Origin of the sequence: Muricoprocola aceti (assembly GCF_025567005.1) — a bacterium.
Lineage (GTDB): Bacteria > Bacillota > Clostridia > Lachnospirales > Lachnospiraceae > Marvinbryantia > Marvinbryantia aceti.
Window position 1 is genome coordinate 39,698 of sequence record NZ_JAOQKE010000006.1, and the last position, 14,448, is coordinate 54,145.

11 protein-coding genes are annotated in these 14,448 nt (G+C 43.0%); 2 read left to right on the forward strand and 9 right to left on the reverse strand.

Annotation, left to right across the window (positions count from 1 at the left end; genetic code table 11):
* Positions 1 to 77: 77 nt before the first annotated feature.
* Both OCV47_RS07260 and OCV47_RS07265 read right to left on the reverse strand, forming a co-directional pair.
* A complete protein-coding gene (locus OCV47_RS07260) occupies positions 78 to 311 on the reverse strand; it encodes a helix-turn-helix domain-containing protein (RefSeq protein ID WP_117448188.1) in 234 nt (77 codons plus the stop codon).
* 75 nt (positions 312 to 386) lie between these two features.
* Entirely contained in the window at positions 387 to 1,424 is a 1,038-nt protein-coding gene (locus OCV47_RS07265; RefSeq protein WP_262654521.1) for an LCP family protein, read from the reverse strand.
* A 184-nt stretch (positions 1,425 to 1,608) separates the two neighbouring features.
* Between OCV47_RS07265 and OCV47_RS07270 the strand changes: the two genes are divergently transcribed.
* A complete protein-coding gene (locus OCV47_RS07270) occupies positions 1,609 to 3,246 on the forward strand; it encodes an ABC-F family ATP-binding cassette domain-containing protein (protein ID WP_262654522.1) in 1,638 nt (545 codons plus the stop codon).
* Between the two features lie 106 nt (positions 3,247 to 3,352).
* On the opposite strand, the gene carB is transcribed toward OCV47_RS07270, so the two are convergent.
* From carB to udp, 6 genes are all read right to left on the reverse strand, one after another.
* Positions 3,353 to 6,550, reverse strand: a complete 3,198-nt coding sequence (gene carB, locus OCV47_RS07275) for a carbamoyl-phosphate synthase large subunit (protein WP_262654523.1) — start codon at positions 6,548 to 6,550, stop codon at positions 3,353 to 3,355.
* On the reverse strand, positions 6,550 to 7,623 hold the full coding sequence (locus tag OCV47_RS07280) for a carbamoyl phosphate synthase small subunit (RefSeq protein ID WP_262654524.1): 1,074 nt from the start codon (positions 7,621 to 7,623) through the stop codon (positions 6,550 to 6,552). Before OCV47_RS07280 ends, carB begins: the two co-directional genes overlap by 1 nt.
* Positions 7,624 to 7,833: 210 nt before the next feature.
* On the reverse strand, positions 7,834 to 9,102 hold the full coding sequence (locus tag OCV47_RS07285) for a peptidoglycan-binding protein (RefSeq protein WP_262654525.1): 1,269 nt from the start codon (positions 9,100 to 9,102) through the stop codon (positions 7,834 to 7,836).
* Between the two features lie 123 nt (positions 9,103 to 9,225).
* On the reverse strand, positions 9,226 to 9,894 hold the full coding sequence (gene deoC / locus OCV47_RS07290; RefSeq protein WP_256300880.1) for a deoxyribose-phosphate aldolase: 669 nt from the start codon (positions 9,892 to 9,894) through the stop codon (positions 9,226 to 9,228).
* A gap of 14 nt (positions 9,895 to 9,908) precedes the next feature.
* Positions 9,909 to 11,102: a phosphopentomutase gene (locus OCV47_RS07295; protein ID WP_262654526.1), complete on the reverse strand. Its 1,194-nt coding sequence runs from the start codon at positions 11,100 to 11,102 to the stop codon at positions 9,909 to 9,911.
* Between the two features lie 61 nt (positions 11,103 to 11,163).
* Positions 11,164 to 11,946: a uridine phosphorylase gene (gene udp / locus OCV47_RS07300; RefSeq protein ID WP_262654567.1), complete on the reverse strand. Its 783-nt coding sequence runs from the start codon at positions 11,944 to 11,946 to the stop codon at positions 11,164 to 11,166.
* 205 nt (positions 11,947 to 12,151) lie between these two features.
* Here udp and OCV47_RS07305 point away from each other — a divergent pair, with 205 nt between their 5' ends.
* A complete protein-coding gene (locus OCV47_RS07305) occupies positions 12,152 to 12,898 on the forward strand; it encodes a GntR family transcriptional regulator (protein WP_262654527.1) in 747 nt (248 codons plus the stop codon).
* 55 nt (positions 12,899 to 12,953) lie between these two features.
* Here OCV47_RS07305 and xylB read toward each other — a convergent pair whose 3' ends face one another.
* Positions 12,954 to 14,447 carry a xylulokinase gene (gene xylB, locus OCV47_RS07310; RefSeq protein ID WP_262654528.1) on the reverse strand — a complete coding sequence of 498 codons (1,494 nt, stop codon included), beginning with the start codon at positions 14,445 to 14,447 and terminating at the stop codon, positions 12,954 to 12,956.
* Position 14,448 lies beyond the last annotated feature (1 nt).

Below are 14,448 nucleotides of genomic sequence, written 5' to 3' on the forward strand. Positions count from 1 at the left end.
AACAGCGTAGTCTTTTAAAGACTACGCTGCAATCGTAACATACTTTCAATCAACGGGCAACTGCTGCCACAGGGATCCTATTCTGTTTTTCTTCTTGGATATCTTCTCTGAACATCTGTCCGTTCTAACAGATAATCTACACTGACATTATGATAATCTGCGATCTGAACTAAAATATCCAATGGCATCATACTGTCTGCATTTTCATATCTGCTATAGGTACGCTGATTAATGTTTAACTCTCTTGCCATCTGCGTTTGGTTCATATCTTTATCCTCACGCAGATTCCTTATTCTCTGGTACTTTCTCATATGACTGCCTCCTGTACCAATTATAAGGCAGCCATATTTTGACCCTTGTTTTTTAGTCAGATATTGACTAATTCGTTAATATATTCCAGTTGTATAAGAAATCTGATCACTGATCTCCTGCACCACATCCGACGGTGTATAACCCTCGCTTCCATATAAATAGGAATGAAGCTGACTGACATTTTCTGCCAGATTGATCGGTATCACGCAATCACTGCCATTCACTGTCATGGTTGTTTTCTCAAACGGGAATCCAACCGTCTCATTCATTGTATACTTTCCTGTTCCAGATACAAGCTTCAATATTTCAGTCACTGAAAGACTGGTGGATACCATCGGTAATACTGTATCTATAATATCATTCAGCATCAGCAGATCGCTGTTCTGCGCTTTTTTCATCACCTGCTCCAGTATCGTTCTCTGCCGCTCTGTTCTCTCATAATCTAATCCAATATAACGAATTCTGCTGTACGCCAGTGCCTGCATGCCATTCAGGTGCTGTAGTCCTGGTCCCGGCACATCCTCGCATTCCTTTCCCAGTACTTCCCGTTCTTCTACCAGATAGCCGTTCAGCCACACAACCTCTCCCTCTGACAGATTGATATCAACGCCCCCGAACAGATCTACCAGTTCGACCAGTGCCTGAAAATTCACAGTCACATAATCTGTAATATTCAAATCCAGATTCTTATTCAACATACTGACAGACTGCTGTGCACCCCCAATGGAATACACTTCCGTACACTTTCGGTACTCTCCATCCGTGGTATCCAGATAAGTATCTCTATACACCGAAGCAAGCTGCACTTTTTTCGTCTCATTATCGATACTGCAAACCATAATGGTGTCGCTGTTTGCACCCGATTCCAGTGCTCCCATACGGGAATCCACACCGAAAAATGCCACCGTAGTGTACTTCTTCATCCGGTTCCATTCATCTTCCGGAATACTGCTGTTCACCACCAGCTGATCCTCCTGTATATCTGTTCTGGTAATCTGGGTAAACTTGTAGGCTACAAACAATGCACAGGCCAGAGCTGCCAGCACAGCTATCTCAAACAGAAACTTTATCCAGCGAAGTCTTTTTTTCTTTCTTCTTTTCTTTTTGCTCATGCCTGATCCTTTCTTTATAAGAACCTGAATTTGTTACAAACACCTGCGGATACCGCAGGTGTACAGTTCTTTCAGTATAGCATAACTTTGCGGTTTCCTCAAGAAACACTTGCATTTTTCAGATTATCAGTTAAAATACACTATGAGACTTATTGGATAATTATTATAGGTTAAGGAGAATTTTATGATCAGTGCAAATAATGTGACACTGCGTATTGGTAAAAAAGCATTATTCGAAGATGTTAATATCAAATTTACCGAAGGCAACTGTTATGGTCTGATCGGTGCCAATGGTGCCGGAAAGTCCACATTTTTAAAAATTCTGTCTGGTGAACTGGATACCACAAACGGTGACATCGTGATCACACCTGGACAGCGTCTTTCCGTTCTGGAACAGAACCACTTTAAATACGATGACTATCCTGTTCTGGATACGGTAATTATGGGTAACCAGCGACTGTATGATATCATGAAGGAAAAGGAAGCTATCTATGCAAAACCAGATTTCACTGATGAAGACGGTATTCGTGCCAGTGAACTGGAAGGAGAATTTGCTGAAATGAACGGATGGGAAGCAGAATCTGACGCTGCCCAGCTGTTAAACGGACTCGGTATTGAGACAGATCTTCATTATGCTATTATGAAAGACTTAAGCGGCAGCGAAAAGGTGAAAGTTCTGCTGGCAAGAGCACTGTTTGGTAATCCTGACATTCTGCTTCTGGATGAGCCGACCAACCACCTGGATCTTGCTGCTATCGAATGGCTGGAAGAATTCCTGATCAACTTTGATAATACTGTTATTGTCGTATCCCATGACCGTTATTTCTTAAATAAAGTATGTACTCATATTGCCGATATCGACTATGGCAAGATCCAGCTTTACGCCGGCAACTATGACTTCTGGTATGAATCCAGTCAGCTGATGATCAAACAGATGAAAGAAGCCAACAAAAAGAAGGAAGAAAAAATCAAGGAGCTGCAGGAGTTTATTTCCCGGTTCAGTGCCAATGCTTCCAAATCCAAGCAGGCCACTTCCAGAAAACGTGCTCTGGAAAAAATTGAACTGGATACCATCAAACCATCCAGCAGAAAGTATCCATACATTGATTTTCGTCCAAACCGTGAGATCGGTAACGAAGTACTGGCCGTTGATGGGCTCACTAAAACGATTGATGGTGTAAAAGTTCTGGATAATCTGACTTTTACCGTTGGTCACGATGATAAGATTGCTCTGGTTGGCGGTAACGAACTGGCTAAGACTGTACTCCTTCAGATTCTCTCCGGAGAAATGGAACCTGATTCCGGAAGCTTTAAATGGGGTGTTACTACCAGTCAGTCCTACTTTCCAAAAGACTATACCAAAGAGTTCGACAATGACCTGATTATCGTAGATTGGCTGACACAGTATTCCGAAATCAAAGATGCCACTTATGTACGTGGTTTCCTCGGTCGTATGCTGTTTGCCGGTGATGACGGAGTAAAGAAAGTAAACGTTCTTTCCGGTGGTGAAAAAGTACGCTGCCTGCTTTCAAAAATGATGATCAGTGGTGCAAACGTTCTGCTCTTTGATGAACCGACAAACCATCTGGATATGGAATCGATCACTGCTTTAAATAATGGTATGATTAAATTCCCTGGTGTTATCATTTTCACATCCCGTGACCACCAGATTGTTCAGACTACTGCCAACCGTATTATGGAAATCCTTCCAAATGGTTCCATGATCGACAAGATCACTACTTATGATGAATATCTGGCCAGTGATGAAATGGCAAGAAAACGTCAGGTATATACTGCTGATACTTCTGAAGATGACAACTAGAAAGTTCCTTTTCACAGCTGATATTCTTTAACAGATAATACCACATTACAAAGACCATGCTTTCGTTTTTTTATATACGAAAACATGGTCTTTCACATTTACATTTTTAGATTGTTGCAATATCTATCAGTGACAGCTTCGTCACATCTGCATTTTCCAGACTGGAAACCAGTGCTCCTGCGGTATCGATCGCAGTTAGTACATTCACCCCTGTCTCAATGGCATTTCTTCGAATAACGAATCCATCTCGGCTCTTTTCCACACCCTGAGATGGGATGTCGATAACCAGATCAATCTTATGTCCAAGAATCAGGTCGAGGATGTTCGGTGATTCCTGTTCGATTTTTCTGGTCATACGAACCTGCACATCTGCATCCATCAGTGCTTTGGCGGTTCCCTTTGTCGCAAAAATATTGTAGCCCAGTGCTTCAAATCGTTTACCGATCTTCACAGCTTCTTCTTTATCTTCATCACGCACAGTCATAATCATATTATGATACTTCGGCAGACGGATTCCGGCGCCCAAAAATGCTTTGTAAAGCGCTTCATTAAAGGTCTTTGCAATACCAAGGCATTCACCGGTAGACTTCATCTCCGGTCCCAGGCTGATGTCTGCACCACGGATCTTCTCAAAGGAGAATACTGGCATCTTTATTGCAAAATAATCTGCTTCTGGCTGAAGTCCCGGTTCATAACCCAGATCTTTGATCTTGGCTCCAAGAATCACCTTTGTTGCCAGAGGTACAATCGGAATACCGGTCACTTTACTGATATACGGTACTGTTCGACTGGAACGAGGATTTACCTCAATCACATATACTTCTTCTCCGCACACAATAAACTGAATATTGATCAGACCGATAACATGCAGGGACTGGGCAAGTCTTCTGGTATATTCTTCAATTGTTTTCTTCACACTTGCACTGATACTCTGTGCCGGATATACAGAGATACTGTCTCCGGAATGGATACCCGCTCTCTCGATATGCTCCATGATACCTGGAATCAGAATGTCGTTTCCATCGCATACCGCATCTACTTCGATCTCTTTTCCCATCAGGTATTTATCCACCAAAATCGGGTGATCCTGTGCAATACGGTTGATAATGCCGATGAATTCATCTACGTCTTCATCGTTAATGGCAATCTGCATACCCTGACCACCCAGTACATAGGATGGCCTTACCAGTACCGGGTAACCCAGTTCATTTGCTGCTTTCTTTGCCTCTTCTGCCGTAAATACCGTATGTCCCTGTGGTCTTGGAATCTGACATTTTTCCAGAATTTCATCAAACAGTTCTCTGTCTTCTGCCGCATCTACATTCTCTGCAGAGGTTCCCAGAATCGGTACCCCCATCTTCATGAGACTTTCAGTCAGCTTAATCGCAGTCTGTCCACCGAACTGTACTACCGCTCCGTCCGGTTTTTCAATGTTTACAATATTTTCCACATCTTCCGGTGTCAACGGTTCGAAATACAGCTTATCTGCAATGTCAAAGTCGGTACTGACCGTTTCCGGATTGTTGTTGATAATGATAGTCTCATAATTTTCCTTTGCAAAGGCCCATGTACAGTGAACAGAACAGAAGTCAAATTCAATACCCTGTCCGATACGAATTGGTCCGGAACCAAGTACCAGCACTTTTTTACGGTCTCTTGTTTCCACTACTTCATTCTCACTGCCAAATACAGAATAGTAATATGGTGTGGATGCTGCAAACTCTGCTGCACAGGTATCTACCATCTTATAAGCAGCGACAATACCATTCGCATAACGCATCTCTTTGATCTCTTCTTCTGTCTTGCCAGTCAGTCTGGCAATCACATTGTCCGGGAACTCAATTCTCTTCGCTTCTTTTAACAGTTCTGGCGTCAGTTTCTGATTCTTCAATGCATCTTCCATCTCTACAAGAATTGCCAGTTTATCAATAAACCAGATATCAATCTTTGTAATATCATGAATCACTTCGTAAGAAAAACCCCGGCGCAGTGCTTCTGCGATCACCCAGATCCTGCGATCATCTACTTTACGAAGCTGCTTCATCAGTCCGTCTTCATCAAGATCTGAGAAATCATAAGATAACAGACAGTCCACATGCTGTTCCAGCGAACGGATAGCCTTCATCAGTGCACCTTCAAAATTGTTGCAGATACTCATAACCTCTCCAGTTGCCTTCATCTGAGTGGTCAGCGTATGTTCTGCACTAATAAATTTATCAAACGGCAGTCTTGGGATCTTAACCACACAGTAATCCAGCATCGGCTCAAAGCTGGCATAGGTCTTGCCTGTAATGGCATTTTTGATCTCATCCAAGGTATAACCAAGGGCAATCTTGGCAGCTACCTTTGCAATTGGGTAACCAGTAGCCTTGGACGCCAGTGCAGAAGAACGGCTTACACGAGGATTTACTTCGATTACACAGTATTCAAAACTGTCTGGATTCAGCGCATACTGTACATTACATCCACCGGTAATATTCAGTTCACTGATAATGTTCAATGCAGATGTACGAAGCATCTGGTATTCTTTATCTCCCAGGGTCTGGGACGGTGCTACTACGATACTGTCACCGGTATGCACGCCTACCGGATCGATATTTTCCATATTACAAACAGTAATACAGTTGCCTGCACTGTCACGCATTACTTCATATTCGATCTCTTTCCATCCAGCGATGCATCGCTCTACCAGAACCTGTCCCACACGGGAAAGACGGAGACCATTCTCCAGAATCTCAGTCAGTTCTTCGTAATTGTGAGCAATTCCGCCGCCGCTTCCTCCTAATGTATAAGCTGGACGAAGTACTACCGGATATCCGATAGTCTGGGTGAATTCCACACCTTCTTCTACAGATTCTACTACCTTGGATGCTGCAATCGGCTCATGGATCTTCTCCATAGTCAGCTTGAATTCCAGACGGTCTTCTGCCTTCTTAATGGTCTCTGCTGTAGTACCGATCAGACGGACCCCTTGCTCTTTTAAAAAGCCTCTTTCTTCCAGTTCCATAGCCAGATTCAGTCCGGCCTGCCCTCCAAGGGTCGGCAGCACACTGTCCGGTCTCTCTTTTAAAATCAGCTGTTCCACCACTTCTACCGTAAGTGGTTCAATGTATACATGATCTGCAATATCCTTATCTGTCATAATGGTGGCAGGGTTGGAATTCAGCAGTACGACTTCAATTCCTTCTTCTTTCAGTGAACGGCATGCCTGTGTTCCTGCATAGTCAAACTCTGCTGCCTGGCCGATGACAATCGGACCAGAACCAATCACAAGTACTTTTTTAATATCTGGATTCTTTGGCATTACTTATTCACCTCCATCATATTCATAAAACGATCAAACAAATAGCCGGAATCCTGTGGTCCAGGGCACGCTTCCGGATGGAACTGTACGGTAAAGATGTTCTTTCCTGTATAAGCCAGTCCTTCATTTGTTCCATCATTAACATTCGTAAAAGCCGGAACTGCAATGGATGGATCCAATGTATCGGTATTTACCACATATCCATGATTCTGTGAGGAAATATAGACTCTTCCGGTCTTCAGATCCTTCACCGGATGATTGCCTCCACGATGTCCGTATTTCATCTTATAAGTATCTGCACCATTAGCCAGTGCCATCAGCTGATGTCCCAGGCAGATCGCAAAAATCGGTACCTCACTGTCATACAGCTTTTTGATCTCTTTTATAATAGAAGTACATTCCTTCGGGTCTCCAGGGCCATTGGAAAGCATAATGCCGTCCGGATGATCTGCCAAAATCTCTTCTGCTGTAGTCAGTGCCGGATATACGGTCACCTGACATCCACGTTTGTTCAGATTTCTTGCAATATTTCTCTTGGCGCCGAAATCCATCAGTGCTACCTTTGGGCCATTGCCCTCCAGCACATATTTTTCCTTGCAGGTTACTTTCTCTACCACCTTTCCCGTGGTATAAGCCTTCAGCTTTGGAAGCACTTCATCGAGATTATAATTCTCATTCGTGGTAATCATACCGTTCATAGTACCTTTCTCACGAAGGATCTTGGTCAGTGCTCTGGTATCGATGCCTGCTATCCCAGGTATATCATGCTTAGCCAGAAACTCCTGAATCGTTCCCTGTGAACGGAAATTACTTGGAATTCTGGAAAGTTCCCGCACAATGTATCCATCCGGCCATGGTCTCTCTGACTCCATATCTTCATAACAGATACCATAGTTACCAATCAGTGGATAGGTCATCACAACAGCCTGTCCTGCATAAGATGGATCTGTCAGAACCTCCAGATATCCTGTCATGGAAGTATTAAATACGATCTCACTGATCACTTCCCTTGTTGAACCGATGCTCTGACCGCAAAATACAGTGCCGTCCTCCAGTATAAGGAATGCTTTCATTTGTAAACCTGCCTTTCTTATTTATATACTAGAAAAGGGAACAGAACGCCTGCAAGAATACATGTGTTCTCTTCCCTCCTTCATCCCAAATTGTCAATATGATAGCATACTCATTTCCCTTTTTCAACCCATTTTCTATTAATTTTTTGTCTGAAAATCACTGGTTTACCGGTTTTTAATTTGCCTTTTTTCAGGCTTTTTTCTGTGTTTTCAAGGGTTGAGTTCCGCTATTCTGGTAACGCCGACATAAATCTCCTGAATTTTATACCAGGTTCTTTTTCCCACGATTCCATCCTGGGTCAGGCCGAAGATCCCCTGAAAGATCCGAACAGCTTCTGCTGTCGCCGGTCCATAGATTCCGTCTACAGCCACTCTGGGAATCAATGGATAATTATTGGAAATGGCATTGAGCTGTTCCTGAATCTGCAACACGGCATCTCCTGTAGAGCCAAGTGCCAGTACATATCCCGGCCAGGATGCCGGAATTCCTGCCACCTGTTCAGCCTGATTGATATACATAGAGTCTCCGTAATAATACCGAAGTATCTCAATTGCGGAATATCCCTGATCTCCCAGTGCTTTGGAACCCCACTGACTCATCCACTGGGGACAGGTCACTCTGCTGCCATCACAATATTGGGTCAGAATCGGCTGTTTCACATTCGGCCTGGACAGATAATTTTCAAAAATCTCATCTACAGTCTCGGAAATACTTTCAAAGATATTTCTTCCATAGATCCACTTATGATCAAATGCAGTGGACGACGTAATCGTAAAGTCAAAGCCTTTATTTCTGTACCATTCTGTGTAAACGCGATTCAGTGTAAAAGACATAATCGCCAGTACATTGGCTATGATCGTCTCTTTCGGCCAGGTTGAATAAATCTCACTGGATGCCACATTTTTAATATAATCTTTATATCGGACATAATAATCTCCTGCCGTAGTATCCCTTGGACTTCCATCATGTACTACCACATATTCCGGGATAACTACACGGCGCAGTACGATTTCTCCAGACTGATTCACCGGTTTGATCTCAGCTTCCGCTATTTTCGGCGGATAGTTTCCATACAGTGTATGCGGCGGTATGGCAGTGACTTCCGGTGGCCGTCCCTGTTCCAGTGGACGAAGCCGGATATTCTGCAATGACAGTTCCCCTGACATTACCTCTGAGCCGCTGATCGTCACCGGTTCATATCCTTCTGCCGATACTTTTATCGTATATTCTGAATAAGGCTGAGTTTCTCCCGGTTGCATACTGTATTCCAGCGGCGGGGCCTTCAATTCCAGCGTACCCGTATTGCCGTTTTGATCCGTGCGCACCTCTTCCAGAATCTGATCCGGCTCCCCGGTATAAGAAATATCCACTGTTGCATTTTCAACAGGAACGGTACGAAGTGCCGATTCCACATTAATCTTCAGTGCCCCTCTGTCTGTCTTCTCTGCCTGCAATACATGGATACCTGATTTTCTCATAATAACCTCACATACCTTCTCCTGGTATGCTATGCAGCTTTTTCTGAAAAAGTTCCTGCCAGTAAAAAAAGAGACACTATATCTGAATCTATAGTGTCCTCTTTTGTTTGTCTCTCTTATTTATTAGTAACCTGCACCATTGTCTGTCTGTTTCATAATCTTCACCAGACGGCTGGTTCCCAGTCTGTCTGCGCCCAGACGCATAAATTCTTCTGCATCATCAAAAGAAGAAATTCCTCCTGCCGCTTTTACCTTTACGCCTTCTCCTACATGTTCTTTCATTAGCTTCACATCTGCAAACGTAGCTCCGGCTGTGGAGAATCCTGTGGAGGTCTTGATAAATTCTGCACCTGCTTTGGTCACCAGTTCACACATCTTGATCTTCTCATCCTCTGTCAGAAGACAGGTCTCAATGATGACTTTCAGAATCTTTCCGTCGCATGCTTCGTGAATTTTGCGGATCTCTTCTTCCACTTCCTCATATCTTCCGTCTTTTAAAAATCCAACATTAATCACCATATCGATCTCATTGGCACCATTTTCGATGGCATTTTTCGCCTCAAATACCTTAGTCTCTGTCGTACTGTAACCATTCGGGAATCCAATCACTGTACAGATCGGCAATCTGCCCTGTACATATTCTGCGGCCTGCTTTACGTATGCTGCCGGAATACATGCAGATGCAGTATGATATTTCATGGCATCATCTAGGATCTCTCTGATCTGTGCCCAGGTTGCTGTCTGCGCCAGCAGAGTATGGTCTACAATTTTTAATACATCACTTGTGTTCATCTTTTTATCCTCTCCTATTTTGTAATCTTGTCAAGTATGGAAGTTCCAATGGTTCCTTCTGGCATCTTCAGGCCAAAGTTGTCGGTAATCGTTGCACCTATCACTGCAAACGTATCTGCTTCATCCAGATGCATACCCTCCTTCATAGATGGAGAATAGGCCAGAAATGGTACCTTTTCTCTGGTATGATCTGTTCCGGTATGGGTTGGGTCATTTCCATGGTCTGCAGTAATGATCAGTAAATCATCTTCTTTTAACTCTTTCAGGAATTCACCAAGTTTCGCATCAAACCGTTCCAGTTCTTCTGCGTATCCCTTTACATTTCTGCGGTGTCCCCAGAGTGCATCAAAATCTACCAGATTCACGAAACACAGACCATGAAAGTCTCGCTTTGCAATCTCGATAGTCTGCTCCATCCCATGAACAGAACTCTTAGACTTATTCGACTCCGTCAGTCCTTCCCCATCAAAAATATCATAGATTTTTCCAACCGAGATCACATCCAGCCCTGCATCCTTTAATACATTCAGTGCTGTTCTGCCAAATGGTTTCAAAGCATAATCATGACGGTTGCTGGTACGTTTGAACTCACCCTTTTTCCTGCCCACGTATGGCCTTGCAATGACACGGCCTACTTTCCATTCATCTTTCATAGTCAGTTCTCTGGCAATCTCACAGCAGCGATATAACTCGTCAAGTCCGAAGGTCTCTTCATTTCCACAGATCTGTAAGACAGAATCCGCTGATGTATACACGATCATATGACCGGTAGCAATCTCTTCTTCTGCCAGTTCATCCAGAATGGCAGTTCCACTGGCGCTTTTATTACCGATCACTTTGTGTCCGGTACGTTTTTCCAGTTCTGCGATCAGTTCCGGTGGGAAACCATGTTCGGTAAATGTCTGAAATGGTGTAGTAATCTGAAGTCCCATCATTTCCCAGTGACCGGTCATAGTATCCTTTCCTTTACTGGCTTCTCTCAGCTTGCCATGGCAGGCAAGCGGTTTTTCTTCCGGTGCCACGCCCTGAAGGGTATGAAGATTCGCCATTCCCAGCTTCTGCAGATTCGGAATCTGAAAATTCTCTGTACGTTCTGTAATATGTCCCAGTGTGTCACATCCGGCATCTCCATACTGCGCAGCATCCGGCATTGCTCCCACACCAAGAGAATCAATGACAATTGTAAAAATCCGGTTATACTTCTTCATCTTTTCACCATCCTTCTGATCAGTTTTCCCTGTCCATTTTACCACAAATCCCAGAACACTTCTATCTCTTCTCGCGGTCTGCTTTGATCAGTTTGCGGATTGCTTCTACACCAACTGTAATAGCTGCTTCTGTATCATGTACGATTGGATTTTCCATGCCAAGTGCATTTCTTTCCTGATTTCCCACTACCAGGAAGTTGGAACCACAACGTACTCTTAAGTGCTGCGCTACAATAAACAGTGCTGCAGATTCCATCTCAGATGCCTTGCATCCCATCCGTTTCCATGCTTCCCATTTATTGAGCAGTTCATAGCTGACCGGCATTCTCTCCGGCTCATGCTGTCCATAAAAAGCATCCTTACACTGTACTACACCAGTATGATAGGTATAACCCAGATCTTTGCAGGCTACTACCAGCGCATTGGCCACGTCCAGATCTGCCACTGCCGGATATTCAATCGGTGCATATTCTCTGCTGGTGCCTTCCATTCTCACTGCACCGGTTGCTACAACAATGTCACCGCCCTTTACATCCAGTTCAATGCCCCCACAGGTACCTACGCGAATAAACGTATCTGCACCGCAAAGTACCAGTTCTTCCATAGCAATGGATGCAGAAGGTCCGCCGATACCAGTAGAAGTCACACTGACTTTTTCACCATCCAGATAACCGGTATAGGTCACAAATTCTCTGCTGTCTGCAATCAGCTTCGCATCCTCAAAATGCTTTGCAATCTTTTCACATCTCTTTGGATCTCCCGGCAAGATCACATAACGCCCTACATCTCCCGGTCTGATCTGTAAATGATACTGTAATCCAACTTCTCCTGAATAATTCTGCATGACTTCGTTCTCACTTCCATTTTTATACATGTATATTTTTTTCATTTGTATTGTCTATTTTATACCTGCGCCTGTATATTTTCAATACTCAATAGCGTACAAATAACCACACCTGTTTTGTGCAGAATATACAATGTTTTCCGGATTGACATTTCTGTTTTTTCCTCTTATGATAAAAGAAGAATTACAGACAAGAGGAACTGCTATGTCAGAAAAAACAGACAAGTCTAAAACAAAAAAACTAAAACATGTAAAAATATACGATCAGCTTTACGAACAGATCAAGGACGGCACTTATCAGCCCGAATCACAGCTTCCTCCGGAGACCACTCTTGCAGCTTCTATGAATGTCAGCCGCATGACCCTGCGTAAGGCATTGATGCTTCTGATCGAAGACGGACTGGTAAAAAATGTACCTGGTGTCGGAAACTTTATCCGCGCCACTCGTTCCTCCCTCCCATCTTCCATGGCCATTGCTTCAAAAGCCAATCATACGCTGCATCCGGTACACGCCTATTGTACCGAATCTCTGGATGATGTAGAGGTAGATTCCCGAATCGAGATACCATCCAAATCGATATTGGACAGTCTCGGGCAGTATACGGCTGCTGTGGTGATTACAGACCGCTGGTATCGACATGCACAGCAAACCATTGCCTATTCTTTGAGTTTCATTCCAATCGAAGTAATTGGAAAGCTGAAAATTGACCTGAAGGATCAGGCTCAGCTTCTGGAATTTCTGGAACATACCAGCTACAATGAAGACCACCATTTTTACCGTAGCTGCACTTATTCCACTTCCGGAAACTTTACTGCAAAAAACTATACATTGTCCAGCCAGGACTCCTTTCTGCTGGTTCTGGAAAACATCTACGACAAAGAGCACCAGCTTCTGATGACTAACAAACACTATATCCCATGGGATCTGTTTCGCATCGAATTATACATATAAGATAGATATATGACAGGGTGATACCGTCTTAGGATTTGTACCGCCCTGTTTTCTTTTAGTGCTTGTTTTTTTCGAACATTCCTTTCAAATTATCATATAATTCTTCAAATATCTGTAATCCTTCTTTATATCTTACATGATTCTCCCAAATCGGTTCTACTGGTTTTTCTTTTATTTTTACCATTTTTTTACACGCTTCTTCTATGTTACCATAAATTCCCGTTCCTACTGCAGCCAACACAGCAGCTCCCATGCATGCTTCTTCTACAGTTTCAGTGGTATATACTGGCATAGCAAACATATCTGCCTGAATTTGTTTCCATGACATTCCTCGCGCACCACCACCTGATGCAATCAGCATCTCCTGTGGAAGATTCTGTGCATCAAATATTTTTTTACATTCCATTAAATTATACAAAACGCCTTCCACTGTTGCTCGAAGCATATCATATTTTCCCTGTTTCAAATTTAATCCGTAGTAAACGCCTCTGGCTTTCGGATTATTAAATGGAGTTCTTTCACCTGCCAGATATGGTAAAAATGTAATTCCATTACTTCCTGCAGGTACTTTTTGTATTTCTCTGTCTAATTCTTCAAAAGATGTACCATCACACAACATTTTATTTTTTGCCCAGCTCAGAGTTCCTCCTCCATTCAATGCTCCACCCTGATATGCCCAAACTCCTGGTACTGCATGACACCACAATTGACACTGCATATCCGAATCACAGATCGGTTTATCTGTTACAACTGCAATCTGTGAAGATGTTCCTATATTGCAGGTCATAATCCCTGTTTTTATAATGCCATTTCCTACCATAGCTGCAAAACAATCTCCAGCGCCTGCTACTACCTTTGTATTCTCTGGTAACCCTGTTTCATGATGCACTTCTTTCGTAATTGTCCCTGCAATTTCTTGTGAATTCAAAACCTTTGGCCATATATCCTCCTTCAAATCTAGTCTTTTGAACAAGGCTTTACACCAAGATCTGTTTTTTACTGAAAAAGCAAGCGTTGCAGACGCATCACTGACTTCCGAACTTATTTCTCCTGTCAATTGGAAACGGATATAGTCTTTAGGTGAAAGTACATAACGAATTTTTTCATATTGTTGTTCCATATGATTTTTTATCCATAATAAGGAACAAATCATCATTCCTGTACTTGGCTGATTCATTAGTTCGGACTGAATCAAATCAGCTGCTATTTCCTGAATTATTTTTCTTTCTTCTGTCGACCGTGCATCTAAATGAATGATGGCTGGATAAAGAACTTTCTTATTTTCATCCAATGCAACCATACCATGCATTTGACCTGATAATCCAATTCCTTGTATCTTTTCCGTCGTAAAATCAACGCATTTTATTGCTTGACGTACAGCTTCTTTTGTTGCTGTCCACCACTTCAACGGATCTTGCTGTACGTAGCCAATCTCTGGCGTATGAATCTCATATCCAACCTGTCCTAGCCCATGTATTACACCATTCTCATCCGTAATCATAGCTTTCACACTCGATGTTCCCAGGTCAATTCCCATCAAATATCTCATA